The sequence below is a fragment of the Moraxella bovis genome (assembly GCF_025985205.1).
GTDB lineage: Bacteria > Pseudomonadota > Gammaproteobacteria > Pseudomonadales > Moraxellaceae > Moraxella > Moraxella bovis.
Genome location: NZ_CP087840.1, coordinates 2,504,195 through 2,523,555 on the forward strand (window position 1 = coordinate 2,504,195; position 19,361 = coordinate 2,523,555).

At 44.3% G+C, this 19,361-nt stretch carries 22 protein-coding genes; 18 read left to right on the forward strand and 4 right to left on the reverse strand.

Annotated features, from left to right (window positions below):
* The first annotated feature begins 39 nt into the window (after positions 1 to 39).
* A complete protein-coding gene (locus LP107_RS12740) occupies positions 40 to 603 on the forward strand; it encodes an NUDIX hydrolase (RefSeq protein WP_112742698.1) in 564 nt (187 codons plus the stop codon).
* Between the two features lie 142 nt (positions 604 to 745).
* Here the strand turns inward: LP107_RS12740 and rimI are convergent, their stop codons facing one another.
* Positions 746 to 1,225: a ribosomal protein S18-alanine N-acetyltransferase gene (rimI, locus tag LP107_RS12745; RefSeq protein ID WP_112742699.1), complete on the reverse strand. Its 480-nt coding sequence runs from the start codon at positions 1,223 to 1,225 to the stop codon at positions 746 to 748.
* An 82-nt stretch (positions 1,226 to 1,307) separates the two neighbouring features.
* Between rimI and rnr the strand changes: the two genes are divergently transcribed.
* The 8 genes from rnr to LP107_RS12785 all read left to right on the forward strand — a co-directional run bounded on the left by rnr (position 1,308) and on the right by LP107_RS12785 (position 9,934).
* Positions 1,308 to 3,548: a ribonuclease R gene (gene rnr, locus LP107_RS12750; protein ID WP_112742700.1), complete on the forward strand. Its 2,241-nt coding sequence runs from the start codon at positions 1,308 to 1,310 to the stop codon at positions 3,546 to 3,548.
* Positions 3,549 to 3,916: 368 nt separating this feature from the next.
* Positions 3,917 to 4,294, forward strand: coding sequence for a roadblock/LC7 domain-containing protein (locus LP107_RS12755; RefSeq protein ID WP_078274277.1), 378 nt, complete (start codon positions 3,917 to 3,919; stop codon positions 4,292 to 4,294).
* 122 nt (positions 4,295 to 4,416) lie between these two features.
* Positions 4,417 to 5,466, forward strand: a complete 1,050-nt coding sequence (bioB, locus tag LP107_RS12760) for a biotin synthase BioB (RefSeq protein ID WP_112742701.1) — start codon at positions 4,417 to 4,419, stop codon at positions 5,464 to 5,466.
* Between the two features lie 141 nt (positions 5,467 to 5,607).
* Positions 5,608 to 6,435 carry a substrate-binding periplasmic protein gene (locus tag LP107_RS12765; protein WP_079326087.1) on the forward strand — a complete coding sequence of 276 codons (828 nt, stop codon included), beginning with the start codon at positions 5,608 to 5,610 and terminating at the stop codon, positions 6,433 to 6,435.
* 157 nt (positions 6,436 to 6,592) lie between these two features.
* Entirely contained in the window at positions 6,593 to 8,443 is a 1,851-nt protein-coding gene (locus tag LP107_RS12770; RefSeq protein WP_264676071.1) for an autotransporter domain-containing protein, read from the forward strand.
* 56 nt (positions 8,444 to 8,499) lie between these two features.
* Positions 8,500 to 8,925 (forward strand): protoporphyrinogen oxidase HemJ, encoded by a 426-nt coding sequence (hemJ, locus tag LP107_RS12775; protein ID WP_078274281.1) that lies wholly within the window; start codon positions 8,500 to 8,502, stop codon positions 8,923 to 8,925.
* A 76-nt stretch (positions 8,926 to 9,001) separates the two neighbouring features.
* Positions 9,002 to 9,124, forward strand: coding sequence for a hypothetical protein (locus tag LP107_RS12780; RefSeq protein WP_264676070.1), 123 nt, complete (start codon positions 9,002 to 9,004; stop codon positions 9,122 to 9,124).
* Positions 9,125 to 9,289: 165 nt separating this feature from the next.
* On the forward strand, positions 9,290 to 9,934 hold the full coding sequence (locus LP107_RS12785) for an amidase family protein (RefSeq protein WP_264676069.1): 645 nt from the start codon (positions 9,290 to 9,292) through the stop codon (positions 9,932 to 9,934).
* On the opposite strand, the gene LP107_RS12790 is transcribed toward LP107_RS12785, so the two are convergent.
* Entirely contained in the window at positions 9,896 to 10,204 is a 309-nt protein-coding gene (locus tag LP107_RS12790) for an IS630 transposase-related protein (protein WP_112742399.1), read from the reverse strand. The two genes, LP107_RS12785 and LP107_RS12790, sit on opposite strands and share 39 nt — an antisense overlap.
* A gap of 550 nt (positions 10,205 to 10,754) precedes the next feature.
* Here LP107_RS12790 and LP107_RS12795 point away from each other — a divergent pair.
* The 3 genes from LP107_RS12795 (at position 10,755) to LP107_RS12805 (ending at position 14,061) form a co-directional block, all read left to right on the forward strand.
* On the forward strand, positions 10,755 to 11,723 hold the full coding sequence (locus LP107_RS12795) for a leucine-rich repeat domain-containing protein (RefSeq protein ID WP_078274432.1): 969 nt from the start codon (positions 10,755 to 10,757) through the stop codon (positions 11,721 to 11,723).
* 78 nt (positions 11,724 to 11,801) lie between these two features.
* A complete protein-coding gene (locus tag LP107_RS12800) occupies positions 11,802 to 12,740 on the forward strand; it encodes a D-2-hydroxyacid dehydrogenase (RefSeq protein ID WP_078274431.1) in 939 nt (312 codons plus the stop codon).
* Between the two features lie 85 nt (positions 12,741 to 12,825).
* Positions 12,826 to 14,061: a hypothetical protein gene (locus tag LP107_RS12805; RefSeq protein WP_264676068.1), complete on the forward strand. Its 1,236-nt coding sequence runs from the start codon at positions 12,826 to 12,828 to the stop codon at positions 14,059 to 14,061.
* 15 nt (positions 14,062 to 14,076) lie between these two features.
* On the opposite strand, the gene LP107_RS12810 is transcribed toward LP107_RS12805, so the two are convergent.
* Positions 14,077 to 14,820 (reverse strand): RluA family pseudouridine synthase, encoded by a 744-nt coding sequence (locus tag LP107_RS12810; protein WP_078274429.1) that lies wholly within the window; start codon positions 14,818 to 14,820, stop codon positions 14,077 to 14,079.
* A gap of 222 nt (positions 14,821 to 15,042) precedes the next feature.
* Between LP107_RS12810 and trxA the strand changes: the two genes are divergently transcribed.
* On the forward strand, positions 15,043 to 15,369 hold the full coding sequence (trxA, locus tag LP107_RS12815; protein WP_208624111.1) for a thioredoxin: 327 nt from the start codon (positions 15,043 to 15,045) through the stop codon (positions 15,367 to 15,369).
* Positions 15,370 to 15,481: 112 nt separating this feature from the next.
* Here trxA and LP107_RS12820 read toward each other — a convergent pair whose 3' ends face one another.
* Positions 15,482 to 15,973, reverse strand: coding sequence for an RNA pyrophosphohydrolase (locus LP107_RS12820; protein WP_078274427.1), 492 nt, complete (start codon positions 15,971 to 15,973; stop codon positions 15,482 to 15,484).
* Positions 15,974 to 16,296: 323 nt separating this feature from the next.
* Here LP107_RS12820 and LP107_RS12825 point away from each other — a divergent pair, with 323 nt between their 5' ends.
* From LP107_RS12825 to LP107_RS12845, 5 genes are all read left to right on the forward strand, one after another.
* A complete protein-coding gene (locus tag LP107_RS12825; RefSeq protein WP_181879547.1) occupies positions 16,297 to 16,482 on the forward strand; it encodes a hypothetical protein in 186 nt (61 codons plus the stop codon).
* A 32-nt stretch (positions 16,483 to 16,514) separates the two neighbouring features.
* On the forward strand, positions 16,515 to 16,928 hold the full coding sequence (locus LP107_RS12830; protein WP_078274435.1) for an OsmC family protein: 414 nt from the start codon (positions 16,515 to 16,517) through the stop codon (positions 16,926 to 16,928).
* Positions 16,929 to 16,930: 2 nt separating this feature from the next.
* Entirely contained in the window at positions 16,931 to 17,356 is a 426-nt protein-coding gene (locus tag LP107_RS12835) for an MAPEG family protein (RefSeq protein ID WP_078274425.1), read from the forward strand.
* 286 nt (positions 17,357 to 17,642) lie between these two features.
* The gene (locus tag LP107_RS12840; protein WP_078274424.1) at positions 17,643 to 18,713 is read left to right on the forward strand and encodes a 5'-nucleotidase; all 1,071 of its coding nucleotides are present in this window, start codon (positions 17,643 to 17,645) and stop codon (positions 18,711 to 18,713) included.
* Positions 18,714 to 18,921: 208 nt separating this feature from the next.
* Positions 18,922 to 19,239 (forward strand): H-NS histone family protein, encoded by a 318-nt coding sequence (locus tag LP107_RS12845; RefSeq protein WP_078274423.1) that lies wholly within the window; start codon positions 18,922 to 18,924, stop codon positions 19,237 to 19,239.
* Positions 19,240 to 19,361 lie beyond the last annotated feature (122 nt).

Consider the following 19,361-nt stretch of genomic DNA (forward strand, 5'->3'; position numbering starts at 1 on the left):
TTTCATTTAAACTTGTGATATTTAGCTTATCATATCATTATGTCCTACTGCTTACAATGCGGTCAGCCCGCCACGCACGCCATACCAGACGGCGACACCCGTCAACGCCTAGTCTGCACGTCCTGCGGTTATATCCATTATGAAAATCCCAAGATGATTTGTGGGGTACTTGCCGTTCATCAAGGCAAAATCCTACTTTGTCGCCGAGCCATTGAGCCACGCTACGGACTGTGGACGCTCCCTGCTGGCTTTATGGAAAATGGCGAGACCATGGCGGACGGGGCAAAACGTGAAACGGTCGAAGAAGCCGAAGGCGTGGCGGAAAATCTGAAACTCTACACCCTATTTGATTTGCCACAATGGGGGCAGATTCATGCGATGTATCTTGCCAATTTAAAAGACGGTCAATTTGGTGTAGGGAGCGAAAGCCTAGAATGCGGACTGTTCTCCCCTGATGAAATTGACATGGAAAATCTCGCTTTTGAGACGGTACGCCAAACCATTGAACGGTATCTGGCGGATAAAGAACGCTTAGAAACATTGGGTAAAGATGGTGGGGATTTTGGTTGTTACCCACTTCATGAGGTGTGTTTGAATCCATAAGGTTTTAAATTTGTTTGTGGCGTAGGGACGTGCTGAGCACGCCCAATTAAAGACCCCAACAAAGGGCGTGGAAAGCACGACCCTACATATCCGAACACAAATTGAGTTCGGTTGGTACAAACCCGTAAATTAGGGTTTGGTTTTACCCCAAATCTTTCTCTAAAATCAGTGCATCCACCGCCCCCCATTCGTCCTTGTAATATCCTTTTCGCACGTCTATTTGATAAAAGCCATGTCGCTCATACAGACGTATGGCGGACAAGTTGTCAGCTCGCACTTCTAAGAGTATCCGCTGTGCCCCTTTGTCCTTGCATAATTTGATAAAATCGCTAAGCAAACCACCGCCCACGCCCTGCTGTTGATGACGGCTGTCTGTGGCAATACGTAAAATCTCTGCCGTCTCAAAGACAATTTGATAAATACAATAACCAAGCATTTCATCACATTCATCATCGTCATCACAAGCGACAAGCACCCCTGCCCCAAACTGCCCCAGCACCGAATGCACCGCCAAGCCGTCCCAAGCGTCATCAAACAGCTCACGCTCCACCCGTGCAATGTCGGACAAATAGCCTGATGATCGGGCGATGTCGGGCGTGGCAAAATTTAAAAAAACTGTCATAAAAGTTACATGATTTCGTGGCTAAATATGTTATGATAACTCAAACATGAAGATTTAACCAATTTTTATAAAGAGAAAATGTATGAAAAAAACACCAACGTGGAACGACCCCAACGCCACCGATGAAGCCAATAAATACCAAAATCCCATTCCCTCACGCCTGCTTATCCTACAAACTGTCGCCCAAATGAACAATGACGGCAAACCTGCCACGATGGAGAGTTTGGGACTGCATTTTGAGATTTTGGGTGATGAGGAGCGGTTTTTTGCCCTAACCAACCGCCTAAAAGCCATGCTAAGAGACAACCAACTAGAACGCACGGACGGCATTCATTTTAGCATTGCCCCTCTGCCGACCACCGTAACGGGCAAGGTGTCGGCAAATGCCAAGGGCTTTGGCTTTGTCGTGCTTGACGATATGCCTGACCTATTTATCCACGAAAAGCAAATGCGAGTGGTCTTTGATGGCGATACGGTAGAAGCGGTGGCGACCGAGTTTCGTGGCAAGCCCGAAGCCTGCATCCAAAACGTGCTACACCGTGCCAGCACTGAGTTTGTGGGCGTGATTGACAGCGATGATGAGGGCTACTTTGTGCGTCTGTCAGGGGCGAATGCTCATCAGCCCATTACGCTGACCGATGATGACGTGGCTCATCATGGGGCGAGCGTGGGCGACAGCGTGAAAGTTACTATCATTGATATGCCGACTTATCAAGAGTACGCCACAGGCAAGATTAGCGAGCTTTTGACCAATCTTAATGACCGTGAACTTATCATTGAAACGACCCTGCTAAACCACGCCATACCGTCTGAATTTAGCAAAGCCACCATAGAGCAAGCCGACAGCTATGGCGAGCCGACTGCTAAGGACATGAAAGGACGTGTGGATTTAAGGGACTTGCCACTCATTACCATTGATGGCGAGGATGCTAGGGACTTTGACGATGCAGTGTATGCTTGCAAACGAGCAGGCGGTAATTACCGTGTCGTGGTTGCCATTGCGGACGTGAGCCACTATGTAAGACCCCAATCTCCGCTTGATATGGACGCGTACGAGCGTGGTACGAGCGTGTATTTTCCCCACCGTGTCATCCCCATGCTCCCAGAAATGCTGTCCAACGGCTTATGCTCGCTAAACCCCAAAGTCGATAGGCTGTGCATGGTGGCGGATATTAAGCTGTCTCGTGTGGGCAAGGTAACAGGCTATGAGTTCTACCCTGCGGTCATGCACTCACAGGCTCGCCTAACTTACAACCAAGTAAACGCCTATTTTGACGACCCGACTAATGAGACCCTACCTGATGATTTGGTCAAAAATCCTGATGTCTGTAAATCGGTGGACACGCTTTTTGCTCTGTATCAAATCCTTGATAAAAAGCGTGAGGAACGAGGAGCGATGGCATTTGAGACGGCGGAGAGTTACATCGTCTTTGGCGAAGATGGCGACATCAAGGACATCAAAAAACGCACTCGTGGCGATGCTCATAAGCTCATCGAAGAGATGATGCTCCTTGCCAATACTTGTGGGGCGAATTTCGCCCTAAAACACGACTTGCCCGCCCTTTATCGCAACCATGATAAACCCTCTGATGAAAAAAGCGGTAAACTTGCCGAATATCTTAAATCCTTTGGTTTGGCATTCCCGACCGAGTCGCCCACCCATGCCGACTATCAACGAGTCATCAAGGCAACCGAAGGCAGGGCGGACACCGAGAGTATTCACGCCATGCTAATTCGCTCCATGATGCAAGCGAACTATAGCCCTGACAACATCGGACATTTTGGCTTGGCGTATGATGAGTATAGCCACTTTACCAGCCCCATTCGCCGTTATTCTGACCTCATGCTCCACCGAGCCATTAAGGATAAAGTTACAAACACCAAGCCCAAGCCTGCCATTTATAAAACCCTAGACGATGCAGGCGAGCAAACTTCCACCACCGAACGCCGTGCCGAAGAAGCAAGCCGTCATGTAGAAACGTGGCTAAAATGCCACTATATGCAAAGGCATTTGGGCGATGAGTTTGTGGGGACGATTACCACCGTAACGAGTTTTGGTTTGTTTGTTACGCTAAATGACTTGTTCATTGACGGACTGATTCACATCTCAAACCTATCTGCCGAGTACTATGAGTACAACGAGCGTGAACAAGCCTTGATTGGCGAGAAAGGCTCAATCTTTAAACTTGGCGAACAGCTTTTGATTAAGGTTGCTGGCGTGAATATGGATTTATTGCAAGTGGATTTTGCGTTGGTTGAGAAAGTGGGGGATGAGAAGGTGGTTAAGAGTGCTAAGAAAAAGGCGAGCAGAAAGAAAAGCTGATTTATCCCACAAAAGGGCGATTATCCACCCCAGTAAAGACAAACTGTTCGTTATGGCAGTTTGTCTTTTTTATTATAATGATTTTTATTATTTAGCAAATCTTAATAAAGTTTAATTCATATTTATCAATCACTTACACGACAGTAAATTCATTAAAATTTTTATGGATTTATTTAAAAAATGTCTTGCATTTGCATTTTATGGGCGTATAATGGCTAAACTTGATAGAGATTAATTTATTTAACAATCGTATTTTGTTTTTTAAATTAATTTATCTGTTTTATAATGATTAATAATTATGGCATTTGTATTTTAGTCTCAATATCAGTTTCTAAAATATCATATGCAAAATAGTGGGATATAAATAAATGCTAGACATCGCCAAATTTAATGAGATTTTAGATGAATTACACGCCGACTCTGCCGAGATTGAGGCATCAGCACTTATCACTGATGATGGTATGATGATGGCATCACACCTGCCCATGGGTGTGAACGAAGAGCGGATTAGTGCCATGAGTGCCGCTCTGCTGTCGGTCAGTGAACGCATGATTGACACGCTATCGGGCAATGAGAGTGAGCGTGTGATGGTACAAAGCAAAGTGGGCTATGTCATCGTCAGTGCCGTGGCTGAGAACCTGTTATTGACAGTTGTCGCACGTCCTGATGCCAAGTTGGGCATGGTCTTTCACGACATCAAAAAAGCGTCGCAAAGTGTGCAAGCGGTACTAAACGGTCAGGTATAATCATCATAAACGGCAGGCAATGCCGTTTTTTTGACTGTGCTATTTATAAAGTCATGAAACTTCTTTACAATCATTCACTTATTTTTTAAAATAACCACTTATTCATTGATTAGGGAAAAATCATGCCACCAAACCATCAGTCAATCACTCGCCAAGACATCGCTCGTCTGTTTGATTTGCCACTCATGGATTTGCTCATGCAAGCCCAAAGCGTTCATCGTCAGCATTTTCATGCCAACGAAGTCCAAATCAGCACGCTATTATCCATCAAAACGGGCAACTGCCCTGAAGACTGTGGCTACTGCTCGCAGTCAGGACATTATCGTAATAAGACAGGTCTGACCGCCGAAAAACGCCTTGAAATCCAAAAGGTCTTAGCATCGGCAAAGCGTGCCAAAGCATCAGGCTCATCTCGCTTTTGTATGGGGGCAGCATGGAAACATCCGTCAGCCAAGGATATGCCGTACTTGGTGGAGCTTATCCGTGAAGTCAAGGCGTTAGGGCTTGAGACGTGCATGACTTTGGGTATGCTAAAGCCCGACCAAGCCCAGACTTTGGCAGACGCAGGGCTTGACTATTATAATCACAACCTTGACACCTCTCGCAATTATTATAGCCAAGTAACTAGCACTCGCTCGTATGATGACCGCCTAGAGACGCTTGAACACGTCCGAAACGCAGGGATAAATGTGTGCAGTGGCTCAATCGTGGGTATGGGCGAGAGCCGTGATGATAGGATCGACTGGATACATGAGCTAACCACCATGCCCATACCGCCCCAGTCCATTCCTGTCAATCTACTCGTCCCTATCAAAGGCACGCCACTGGGCGATAAGGTACTAGAAGAGGGCAGGTTGTCCGTCATTGAGTGGATACGCACGATTGCCGTTACTCGTATTTGCTGTCCGACAAGCTACGTGCGACTGTCAGCAGGGCGTGAGAGCTTGACGGACGGTGAGCAGGCGTTGGCGTTTATGGCAGGGGCGAACTCGTTCTTTTATGGTGATAAGCTACTGACCACAGGCAATCAGTCCCAAGCCAATGATGACCGCCTTATGGCAATGCTAGGGCTAACTGCCGAAAAACCCACCCCCAAGCCCAAAATCGTGAACGCCATGACGGGCAAGGCAGAGTTTGACGACTTGCCACAAGGCTGTCCGTTATCAGCTTGATAGCAAAACAATAACACACCCTTAAGCCCAATAAAATTTATGCTTACTTTGTCATCATAAACATAAAAAAATATAAGTTTACAAAAGTCTTAAAGGTTTGTTAAAATAGACATCTATTTTTATCAGTTTATTGGACAAGTCATGAAAAAAATCACGCTTTCTTTTGCCTTATGTGCAGGACTATTTGGATGCACCGATAAGCCTGCCGAGACACCCGCCCCAGCCGACAGCCATCCGACAGCCACCACCGCCCCTGCCGAAAGACCAAGCAAACTACCTAATGATGCCCCTGTGGTAAAGGTTGTGACTTCAGGGGTTCTACCACCCTTAACTTTTTTAAACGAAAATGGCAACCTAACTGGCATAGACGTGGACATCATTCACGCCATCGGAGAAGACCAAGGCTTTAAGGTGGAGCTACACAAAGAAAGATTTATTGACATGCTTCCCAATCTAGAAGCAGGTAAATATCAAGTTGTCATTAGTGGCTTATCTCCATCACCTGAACGTATTGCTAAATTCGATCACACCAATCCTTACTTGCAAAACCCATCCATCATCATGCATAAGCCCAACGTTGCGGTAACAGACATCGCAAGCCTAAAACCGTTGCGTGTGGCAACCATGAAAGATACCACGCAAGAAAAACTCATTAACGAGTTATCTGTTGCATCACACGAAACCGTGGATACAGTATTTCAACTGTATCAAGGTTTGGTTCAAGACAAATATGACGCGGTATTGCAAGACAAATACTTCTTAGAATATATCGCTCTTAATTATCCCGATCATCAGATGAGCGTGGTAGAGTATGATAAAACTCCGAACGCAGCAGATATTGTTATCTACACCCAAAAAGGCGACCAAAAACTGCTAGATAAGCTTAACGCAGGCATTACTAACCTGAAAAACTCAGGGGAGATAAATAAAATCACGTCAAAATATCTGACCCTACCTACCGCCAAATAAGTAATTAAAGCAAATCGGTACTGACAAATAATTGGCATTGGCAGATAACCCATCAAAGACCAAAGCAACCATAAATCAAAAAAACACTTGTAATTTTTGTAATATCTTGTTACACTTTACAAGTGTTTTTACTTTGAAAGCAACTCAGAGAGTAATAATGAAAAAATCCGCCTTTGCCAAATACTCAGCACTTGCCCTAATGGTTGGGATGTGCCTGCACACCGCTTACGCCAAGGAGTTTAGCCAAGTCATCATTTTTGGGGACAGCTTGTCCGATACAGGTCGCCTAAAAGATATGGTCGCCCGAAAAGATGGCACCCTTGGCAACACCTTACAGCCATCTTTTACCACCAACCCCGACCCTGTATGGTCAAGCTTATTTGCCCAAAGTTATGGCAAAACCGCCAGTGCCAACACGCCCTACAATCCCACTGGCACTAACTATGCCGTGGGCGGAGCTCGCTCTGGCTCGGAGGTCAATTGGAATGGTTTTGTGAGTGTACCCTCCACCAAAACGCAAATCACCGACCATTTGACCGCCACAGGTGGCAAAGCCGACCCTAATACCCTGTATGCCATTTGGATTGGCTCTAATGACTTAATTTCAGCTTCTCAAGCCACCACAACAGCCGAAGCCCAAAACGCCATTAAAGGTGCGGTAACTCGCACCGTGATAGACATCGAAACACTCAATCAAGCAGGGGCGACAACCATTTTGGTGCCAAATGTGCCTGATTTGAGCCTCACGCCCCGAGCCATCTATGGCGAAAGCCTCATGGCAGGCGTGCAAGACAAAGCCAAACTCGCCTCAAGTCTGTATAATAGCGGTCTGTTTGAAGCATTAAATCAATCCACCGCCAACATCATCCCTGCCAACACCTTTGCCCTACTCCAAGAAGCGACCACAAATAAAGAAGCCTTTGGTTTTAAAAACACGCAAGGCGTGGCGTGTCAAATGCCCGCTCGTACCACAGGGGCGGATGATGTGGCTTCTACTTCCTTGGCATGTACCAAAGCCAATCTTATAGAAAACGGGGCAAATGACACCTACGCCTTTGCCGATGACATTCACCCATCGGGACGCACGCACCGCATTTTGGCACAGTATTACCGTTCTATCATGGACGCCCCTACTCACATGGGTAAACTCTCAGGCGAGCTTGTCAAAACAGGTTCAGCCCACGACCGTCATGTTTACCGTCAGCTTGACAGGCTTAGTGGCTCACAGCACAGCATTTGGGCAAACGTCCATGCCAGCGACCGTACCGACCCCACCACCCAAATCGGCTTGGACGTGGCAGGTTCATCAAGCCATACAGGGGCGTATCTGAGCCACCAAAACCAAGATTATGTGCTGGATGACACCCTATCATCAGATGTCAAAACCATTGGCATGGGGCTGTATCATCGCCATGACATCGGCAATGTCCGTCTAAAAGGCGTGGCAGGTATCGACCGACTTAGCGTGGATACGCACCGCCATATCGACTGGGAGGAGGCAAGCCGTTCGCACACCGCAGATACCACCGCCAGACGTTTTCATGCAGGGCTACAAGCCAGCTATGGCATAGACATGGGCAAAGCCACCGTGCGTCCGCTTATCGGCGTACATGCCCAAAAAGTCAAAGTGCGTGATTTGGTAGAGAATGAGCCTACCCTATCCACCGCCATGCGTTTTGGCGAGCAAGAACAAAAGTCCCTACAAGGCGAGATTGGCGTCGATGTGGCTTATCCGATTAGCCCTGCTTTGACTCTGACGGGCGGTATCGCTCACGCTCATGAGTTTAACGATGATGAACGCACCATTAATGCCACTTTAACCTCCATTCGTGAATACACGAAGGGCTTTAATACAAGCGTTAGCACCGACAAATCTCACGCCACCACCGCTCATCTGGGCGTACAAGGGCAACTTGGCAAGGCAAATATTCATGCAGGCGTTCACGCCACCCACCAAGACAGCGATACAGACGTGGGTGGTTCGCTTGGGGTTCGCTTGATGTTTTGATTGGCTTTTAAAGATAAAAAGTGGTATCATGCCACTTTTTATTTTGCCAAAAATCTATGTTTGAGTACATCAAAGCCTTTCACATCATCGCCATGGTTTGCTGGTTTGCAGGGATTTTTTATTTGCCACGGCTGTTTGTTTATCATGCGATGAGCGATGATAAGATTAGCCAAGAGCGGTTTGCTATCATGGAGCGTAAACTCTACCGTGGCATCATGAATCCTGCGATGATGGCAACGTGGGTACTGGGGCTGTCTATGATCATCATGAATTGGCAAATCTACAAAACCCAAGGCTGGCTACACGCCAAAATCACGCTCGTTATCCTACTTACCATCTATCACATCGCTTGCGGACGATTTCGTCTTCGCCTTGCCGACAACCCCAAACTAAAAACCCACGTCTATTGGCGGTGGTTTAATGAAATCCCTGTCTTTATCTTAATTGCGGTGGTCATTTTGGTGGTGGTAAAGCCGTTTTGATAAAACAAGGGCGGTCATGAGTAACATGGTAAAAACATAATGTTATATTAGGGCGTGCCTGCCGTTGGTATTTGCAATGAAAAATGAGAAAAATCGCCCGTTTTTCAAGGAAAAAGTGAAGTTTGATAGCTGTTCTATCAAACGAGCTTTTGACGATGAAAAACAAGATTTAGCCATTTTTCATGCAAAAATTAATTAAATCATCAATTTTTTATTAAATTCCAATAAAAATGTTATCAATGGTAGGCACGCCCTAGTACACATTACTGATACCAAACTGTAAGAAACTACCACCAAATGATAACTTAACTACCCATTAAAATAAGCGTACACTGGCTGTGTATTCATCCATCATCAGCCAGCCATGACCGCCCTTGACCTTGCCCATGCTTATGCCACAGGCGACACCTGCCCCATCAAGGTATTAGACACGCTGTATGAGCATATCGATGACGCCCCCAATGCGTTCATCAGCTTAACCAAAGAGCTTGCCTACGCCCAAGCCCAGTCCGCCAAAATCCGTTGGCAACGGGGCAATCCCTTATCCATATTTGACGGGATACCCATCGCCTACAAAGACTTGTTTGACATCAAGCAGACCATCACAACCGCAGGGGCAAAGCTTAGAATGCACGCCCCACCTGCCACGCAGGACGCTCACGTTGTCTCAACCTTGCACCATATGGGCTTGACTTGTGTGGGCAAGACCAATCTGTCCGAATTTGCCTATTCAGGATTGGGGCTAAATCCCCATTTTGGCACCCCAACCAATGTTACCAATCCTGACCACGTGGCAGGAGGCTCATCATCAGGGTCGGCAACGGTGGTCGGGCATGGCATTGTCCCGCTTGCCATGGGGACGGATACCGCAGGCTCGATTCGCATTCCTGCCAGTTTTAATGGCTTGGTGGGATTTCGTGCCAGTCGTCAGCGTTATGACAAGCAAGGCGTATTCCCCCTAGCGGGTGTATTATTTTGTTTTTTTATGAGTAATGCCCAATCTTTTTAAAGCTTTGTAAATGCCCATGTCAGTACAACCAAATCGTCTTGCTCGCTCATACAGATAATCGTAGGGATAATCTTCTACATCTTTGAGTAATGCCTCATCATCTATCTTTCTAGGCTTTACTTCTTTGGTGGGTTTAATCTGTATGTTTTGTTGCCAGTTTTGTAAGGTACGAGTAGAGACATTAAGTAAAGAAGCTACCTTGCGATAAGACATGCCTTTGTCATTGATGAGTGCCAAAGCTTTTTTACGAAAGTCTAAGGAGTAGGTCATGGTATTTAAAGCTCTATTTAATGAATGTTAGGGTATTGTAGCATATTTGGGGTTTGTGGGGTGTATCCTGAACTAGGTTTTCCGTTCGCTCTGAGCCTGCCTGCGGGTAGGAAAACCGTTATGGGCAGGCATAGCTCGCCACGAACGGTTTTCTTTGTAGCATACTTTTTGAACCAGAGCCAATGTAAAAATATATATTTTTAAAATAAAACTAAAATTTAACGTGAGATTCTTGGCGTATTACAAAAAAATTTATCTTAAAGGTGTTTTCATCTTATTTTATTTTTGTTAATATAAGTCATCCAAAACGATTGTGTAACGTATTTTTTTGGACATCAGTGTTTTATAATTAAATTTAGTTAAATAAATTTAATTAATTAAATGCCAATTTGTTATATATTATAAAATATTATTTAGCACTTCATTATTTATTTTTAATTTCAATCACAAATAAATGAAGTTATTAATGGCTTAAAATTTGTTTATATTATCAAAAAGAACATAGATTTGATGCGTCTTTAAACAAATTTAGCATGACAAGGGCAAACCTATGCGATTAGACAACTTTTCCACGACTACGCCACAGGGTTATGATACTGGCTATGAAAGCGGGCTTGATGTTGAGAATATCTTTGATGTCATAGAATCCAAATCAAGCAATCATCGCCCATTTTTACGCAAGGACAAAGGCGTGATTACCATTGACTTTGGCGACCCCATCATGGACCCAGAAAGCAATCAAAGCTCACAAAGCCTGACAGGGACGATCAGAACCGAAACACCATCACCTCGCCAACGTTTTCGACAGATTGATCTTGATTTGTCCGATCAAAACATTAGTGATATCAACGCCCTATCCAACCTTACCCAATTTACGAAAATCAATCTTAGCTATAATCAAATCCGTGATATCGAGCCTTTGGGCAAATTACAACAAGTGACCGACCTATGCCTAAACCACAACCAAATCAAAGACATTTCTATTTTCGCTCGCCTGCCAAGATTAGAGCTAATTAACATTGAAAATAATGAAGTAACAGACATTTCTGCCATCTCTCAGCTTAGCAGATTAAAAACAGTAGTGCTCTCCGACAATCACATCAAAGACATCTCGCCCTTAGCGAAGCTGTTTTTGGTGTCATACTTATATCTGAACAATAATGAGATTAGTGACATCTCTGCACTAAAACAAGTGGGCTGCTTGGCGTATTTTAACACGCTGGATTTGTCCTACAACCAAATATCAGACATCAGTGTATTGGCTAATTTGACAGAACTGCGTTCGCTGAGCCTAAGACGCAACCAAATTAGCGACATCTCTGCTTTGTCAGAGCTAACCAATCTTACCGAAGCTTATCTGAGCTATAACCAAATCAGCGACATTCGTCCATTAGCAAATTTGAAAAACTTGCTTTGGCTTGGTTTAAAGGGCAACCCTGTAAATGCCAATGACATAGCATGGCTCCAAGAACAACTGCCCGAGTGTAACATTTGCTTTGGTGATGATTGTTGTGATTGACCCATTTATCATTGAACGATTGACATTAAAAACACGCTGGTATACATTAGGCGTGTTTTTTTATTTTTAGGATAAGTTATGAAAGCCGTATTTTTAGACCGTGCCACCTTCTCGGACAATGTCGCCTTGCCTGCCCCAGACGGCATTGACGATTATACCGTGTATGACAGCACACCCCAAGACGATGATATTATCGTGGAGCGGTGCGTTCATGCCGACATTATCATCACCAACAAAGTTATCTTAAACCGTGCCGTCATTGACCGCTTGCCCAATCTCAAACTTATCCAGCTCACCGCCACAGGCATGAACAACGTGGATATGACCGCTTGTGATGAGCGTGGCATTGCCGTCAAAAATGTCGCAGGCTACTCGGTGGACAGCGTGCCTGAACACACTTTTATGCTGATGCTCACCGCCATGCGTGCAGGGGTGCATTACCACAGACAAGCCACGGACGGCACATGGCAAGCGGACGGACGGTTTTGTTTGCTTGATACGCCCATTTTTGATTTGGCAGGGCGGACGCTGGGCATTGTCGGCAAAGGGGCAATCGGACAAAAGGTTGGACAAATCGCCACCGCTTTTGGCATGAATGTACTATATGCCGAACGGACAGGCAAACCACCAAGAGACGACAGCTACACCACCTTTGATGATGTGCTGGCAGGCTCGGACGTGATTAGTCTGCACTGCCCATTAACAGACGACACGCACCACTTAATCAATGATAAAACAATTAGCAAAATGAGCAAAACCCCACTCATCATCAATGTCGCTCGTGGGGCGGTCGTGGATAGTGGGGCGGTTGTGCGTGGGATTGAGCGTGGGCAGATTGCAGGCTATGCCACAGACGTATTCGCCCAAGAGCCACCCCCTGCCGATGAGCCACTGTTGGTACTACACAACCACCCACGAGTGATTATCACGCCCCACAACGCATGGGCAAGCCACTCAGCACAAAGTCGGCTTTGGGGGATTTTGTGTAAGCAGGTAAGTGAGTTCGTTCGGGGTTGATTGCTAAAATATTAAAATAATGACGTACCGTTTAATTGGCAATTATTCGGTGCGTGGCGTTTAATCTATATACTCAAAAACCATTATGAAAAAATTATTCATCTTATCCTGTCTTTTGCTATCAGCGTGTAGTGATGTACCGCTAAACCAAAATGCCGACACGCTTATCCAAAACTATCACGACCGCCAAAATACTGCCACGACCGCCCAAAAAGACAGTTATTATTATCTTTTGGGCATTGGGGCGAGTGATGAGCCGTTACAGGCGGGTAAGGCGTATCATGATGAGTTGGGGCTTGTATTAAATCAATCTGGTAATTTAGATGAAAATATCCACCAATTAAATCAAAAACATAACCTTAATGGATTATCCAAGCAAATAAAAACAGATGATGACATATTTTGTAAAATCACGTCTGATAATGACAACGCCCATGATTGTTTTAAAAGTTTAGCCAAAAGTGATACTGATATTTCGCCTCATCCTATCATTCATGAGCGGTATTTGACATTTTTAACAAATCCACCTGCTCTTATTAAAAATAGCATGAGAGTAGATGTACAAATACCCGATTATCGGGTATTGATTTATGGGCAAAGAGTTCATCTGATTCATCATTTAAATAATGGCCCCAAACAATCCATGACGGCATTATCACAAGAATTGACGTTATTAAGACAGCATTTGGCAAATGCTAATACATTGATAGAAAAAATGATTTATGCCAATCTTATCATCAATCAGCTTCAAGCCATGACTTTGTTTAAAAGTCAAAACCCTGATTTGACCACCGACATCATACCACCTTTAACTGCTGATGAATTAAGTTTAAATCACGCATGGACGGCAGAGTTTATGATGAATTATGAAACTTTTGAAAATCTTGAAAGATTGGATTATGGTGTGTTTGAAAAATTAAAAATGACATTGCTTTATAATAAAAATAAAACTTTAAATCAAGTTGCCAATTTTTATCAACAAGGCATTGACCACGCCAATTTATCTGCCCCAGAAATCGCTAAGCGGTTTGATGACGAATTGACACCGCCAAAGATTGATTATACTAATTATATCGGTAGCACGCTTGCCAATATCGCCCCGCCTGATTATCGTCATTATGCAGTTAGGATAAAATCCCTAGACAATCTTATCACTATCGCCAATCATCATATCAATGGCACGCCATTAAATAATGTATTTGCCCCCACCCTAACAGGCAGTCTGATAGAAAGCACCCATATTTGTTTGCAAAACCCCACAAGTGGCAATGATGTTGCCACAACAAAGCAAGATAAAAAATTTGAGTGTTTAAACATTTAAAGTGTTTAATGGTCATCAAAACGGCACTTCACTTTCCCAATCCAGCCAAGCCCCATGCACAGGGTGTTTAAGCCTTAGTTTGTGGGCGTGCAGGTTTAGTCGGTTAGATAATGACAATGCCACGCCCTCAGCATAAATCGGGTCGCCAATCATTACATGACCGATATGTACGCAGTGGACTCGTAGCTGATGACTTCTGCCTGTGATGGGACGCAGAGCCAGGCGGGTTACGGCATGGGACTTGCCTGCCTTGTCGGTTCGTAGCTCGTGGTGCATGACTTCATAATGCGTCAAGGCTCGTTTATTCCAATCCATATCCACGATATGACGGGGTTTGGTGGTGGGTTCGTAGCGGACAGGCACGTCAATCACGCCTTTTTTGTCCACTTGCTCTATCGTGCCAAACACCACCGCTTGATATTCTTTGCTCACCATACGGTCGATGAACTGCTTGGCGATGTGGCTTTGGCTGTGCTCATTTTTGGCAAAAATAATGAGTCCTGATGTATCCATGTCAAGGCGGTGAATGAGTTTGATATTGGGGTAAACCTTTAATAACCGTGATTGCAAACTGACCTTTAACGTGCGTCCGTCCACACTAAGAAGTCCAGCTGGCTTATCCCCCACCCAAATATCATCGTCTTCATAGACGGTGATTGAGTGGATAAAATTTTTAAAAAATTCATCATCATATTCGCACTCTTGGGCGTTCATTAGGGCGATTTTGTCATCGGATAGGCGGTCGTGGCGGTCGGTCATGGGTTTGGGGTCGTTTAATGATTTGGATTAATGGGGCGAATTGATGATTTTTGTAAATTTAATCATCATCTGGCAAAAAGTTTGTTATTATAGCATGAAGTTTTGGGGATATTGTGATGATTTGATTCGCCCTAATCCACCGATTAATAGGACTTATCATCACACACTTGAAAGTCATCAAGGCACCCCCATTATACACGCATTCACTTATTTATAAAGGTAATACTCATGAGCATTATTAACACCACCGATGCAAGCTTCGACCAAGACGTACTACAAGCCGACAAGCCCGTTCTCGTGGATTTTTGGGCAGCGTGGTGCGGTCCTTGTAAAGCCATTGCCCCTGTCCTAGAAGACCTAGATGCAGAATATGGCGACAAATTCCAAATCGTCAAAGTCAATGTGGACGACAACCCAGAGACATCAGCACGCTTTGGCATTCGTAGCATTCCGACTTTGTTCGTGTTCAAAAATGGCGAGAAAGTCGATACTGTGGTTGGTAGCCGTCCTAAATCAGAGTTTGTTGAATTGCTAAACAAGCATTTATAATGTCAAACACACCCAAAAGCCTGCCCTTGTGCAGGTTTTTTGTTTTTTGCATAAAAAACAAGCCATGACCATCATGACTTGTTTTTGTGACTTAACTTATATCACAGCTTTATCAAAGCCTTAGCCCTTTTTTTAGGGGCAACCGCTCGGCAAGTTCTAACAATGCCTTTTGGTACACGCCCCGTTTAAACGGCACAACCTGCCCCAAAGGATACCAGTAACTCACCCACGCCCATTCGTCAAACTCAGGAGTTGCGGTGTCAAAGCGGATAAAGTCGGTGTTTTTTTCATCCAAGCGTAGCAAAAACCATTTTTGTTTTTGCCCGATACAGAGTGGCTCTTGCCCCAGTCGCACATAACGCTTAGGCAGACGGTAACGAAGCCAATCATGTGTTACCCCCAGCACTTCCACGTGGTACGGACACAAACCCACTTCTTCATACAATTCACGGTACATCGCATCAAACGGTGTTTCACCCTTGTCAATCCCACCTTGTGGAAATTGCCAGCTGTCGTGTCCGATTCGTTTTGTCCAAAGCACTTGCCCTTCTGTATTTGCCAAGATGATACCGACATTGGCTCGAAAGCCGTCTGAATCAATCATGACTAACCTTAATGTAATAAATTTAAAGAACGCCAAAATTTTGGCAAATTATTGCTGTCTATTAAACCAAATTTTTGCCAAAAAGTGTAACATTATTTTGCTTAAAAATGTTGCAAATGGTAAACAATGGCAATAAATGCCGATTTTGGGCGTTTTTGTTGGCAAATTACCCTCTTTGTGATTGCGGACGTTGTCAAAATATCGTCAAAATACACAAAAACCAAACCCAACCTTTAACGCTCAAAAATTTACCGCCTTGTCATTTTGTGCTACAATACCCATTATGTTTAGGGCGTGCCTGCCTTTTGTATTTGCAATGAAAAATGAGAAAAATCGCACGTTTTTCAAGGAAAAAACTTGAGGTTGATAGTTATTCTATCAGACAAGTTTTTGACGAAGAAAAACAAGATTTAGCCATTTTCATGCAAAAACATTATTTTATTTTTATAAAATTTCTAAATGTTAAATTGTGTTATAAAGGGCAGGCACGCCCTAATTATGTTTATTAAAATTTATCAAAAAAGGTAATCCCATGAGCGACATGAGTGCCAGTGTAACATGGCTAAATAACGAAGCGATTAATTTTGAGATCGTGAGCGGTTCGGGACATAAAGTCATCATTGACTCAGCCCAAGAGCTTGGGGCAAGACCGATGGAGCTTATCCTAATGGGGCTGGGCGGTTGTGCCAGTTATGATGTGGTAAGCATTTTAAAAAAATCCCGCCAAGCCATTAGCGATGTTCGCTGTGAAGTCTCCGCCTGCCGTGCCGACAGCGTGCCTGCGGTATTTACGGACATTCATCTGCATTTTATCGTCGCAGGCGAGAACATCAAAGAATCGCAGGTCGCCAAAGCCATTGAACTGTCAGCAGATAAATACTGCTCAGCATCAAAAATGCTCGCCGATGGCGGGGTGAACATCACCCATGATTTTGAAATAGTGGCGACGGCATAAGCATGAACTGGATTTTGCACGTGCCGAACGGCACTCATTATGCGATTGTGGCGCTCATGGTCGCTTGCGTGTTGCCCTTTGTCTTTGCGTTTTTGGCAAAGATGGCTGGCGGATTTAACTTTAAAAGCGACAATCAAAACCCACGAGCGTTCCTAGCACAGACCACAGGGCTATCGGCTCGCCTAAATGCCGTGCAAGCCAACAGTTTTGAGAGTCTGCCTATCTTTATCGGGGCGGTGCTGGTCGCCATGTACTGTTTTGTCCCCCAAAACGTGGTGAATGGCATGGCGTGGCTTTATGTCGTGTTACGCCTTATCTATGGCGTGGCATATGCCATGAATCTGGCGACATTTCGCTCGGTGATTTGGGGTTTGTCGCTGGTTTGCTGTTTGCAGTTATTTTATTTTGCCATAAAGATGATTTGGTAAAAAGCCTGTCCTGTGGATGGGTTTTTGCTTTTGGCGTGAGTGCTTTGTTGTTGTTATTTAAAATGGTTGTTTTGATGGATTAAGATTGGGCATGATAGATAAACATGATAGATAAATGATGTTTTGGTAAGATTTTTCATATTTAAAATCCACAAAAACCAAATTAACCACATTAACAAAGGCAAAATTTACCCACCGATTTTTATATCCCTGTTAATAACCATTTAATCATCATAAATAAATTTTAAAACCACGCCTTACATTTATTTAAAACTAGGACTTTATCATGGCGGTTAATTTTTCAAACACACTCATCGTAGCAATCTCAGCGACGGCATTATTTGACCTAAAAGAGCATGATGAGATGTTAAAACGCTTTTTGGCAGAAGACAAAGCTACCGCATCTGCTCGGTTTAGCGACTACATGAAATCGGTCGAAAACGAGCCATTACAAAAAGGGACAGGCTACCCACTCATCGAAGCCCTGCTAAACCTAAACAAATACCAACCGCCCAAAGACTACCACGATGAGTCGCCTTTTATCGAAGTCGTCATCGTCTCAAAATCCACCCCCGACCTAGGCATACAAGTGCTAAACGCCATACGCACGCATGGTTTGGGTATTACTCGCTCGGCATTCATCTCGGGGGCGAGTGTGGCGGATTATATTGATGACTTTGATGTGGATTTGTTTTTGACGACCAACATCGATGATGCTCAAGCCGTCACCGATGCTCGCCTGTGTGCCTGTGCGGTGTTGGATGCCACGCCTGTGGAGATATTGGAGCTGGACACCGAACAGCTTCGCATTGCCTTTGATGGGGATGCGGTGCTGTTTGACGACTCAGGCGAGCTGGTGTTCAAACAAGAGGGGCTACAAGCCTTTCATCATCGCGAAGAGAGCATGGCGGATTTGCCCATCGACAAAGGTCCTTATGCCGACTTTTTAATCAAGCTCTCCGCCCTACAAAAGAGCCTGCCCCACGACACCCTAGACAGCACCCACAATCCGATTCGTATCGCCCTTGTGACCGCTCGTAATGCCCCTGCCGACATGCGTGCCATTAAGACATTAAGGGAATGGGGTGTGGATGTGGATTTGGCGTTTTTCTTGGGCGGTATTGAAAAAACAAGGGTATTAAAAACATTTGCTCCGCATATCTTTTTTGATGATTCTATTAAGCATATTGACGCCGCCAAATCGGTTGTGCCGTCTGCCTTAGTGCCTTATCATTCCACGTCTTTACTTAATGAATACCACAGTCTTGATAAGGCGGTCATTGATAATATCGATCATGCCCAATTTGTCAAAACTGATAAAAAAGTGTTAAAAAACCCCAAAAAGGCGAATAAATGATTTGTATTTTTAAAATAAAATGTGTTAATATAATCATACGATAAAAATCAGCGTTTTTATCTTTTTAAATAGCGATATTTTAAATTTATTTTTAATAAACCTAAAATATCCCAACTGGCACCACCAATAATCATCGGATGTATTGATGTATGCACATTGATGGATTTACCTTTGATTATTCTCACGGTTATTTTAAAGAGGAAATACCATGTCTAATGTAAATATTGACGCACTTAGCGTAGAACAGCTAGAAGCACTTACCAAAGATGCCCAAGCCAAAATCAAACAAAAGCAAGCCCAAGGTCTAAAAGATGCTTACTTGCAATTTAAACAAATCGCCAAAGAAAACGGCACCACCATCGATGAGATTCTAAAAGTAGGCAAAAAGGCTCAAAAAGAAGCATCTGTTGCTTACCGTGACCCACAAAACCCAAAAAACGTTTGGGCAGGTCGTGGTCGTAAGCCAGGTTGGTTAGAAGAAGCCCTAGCCAAAGGCAAAAAACTAGAAGACTACAAAGTAAACTAAGCAGTAAAACAAGATAAGAGATTATTAGGGCGTGCCTGCCTTTGGTATTTGCAATGAAAAATGAGAAAAATCGCACGTTTTTCAAGGAAAAGTCGGCAGTTGATATTGAAATATCAACAAGG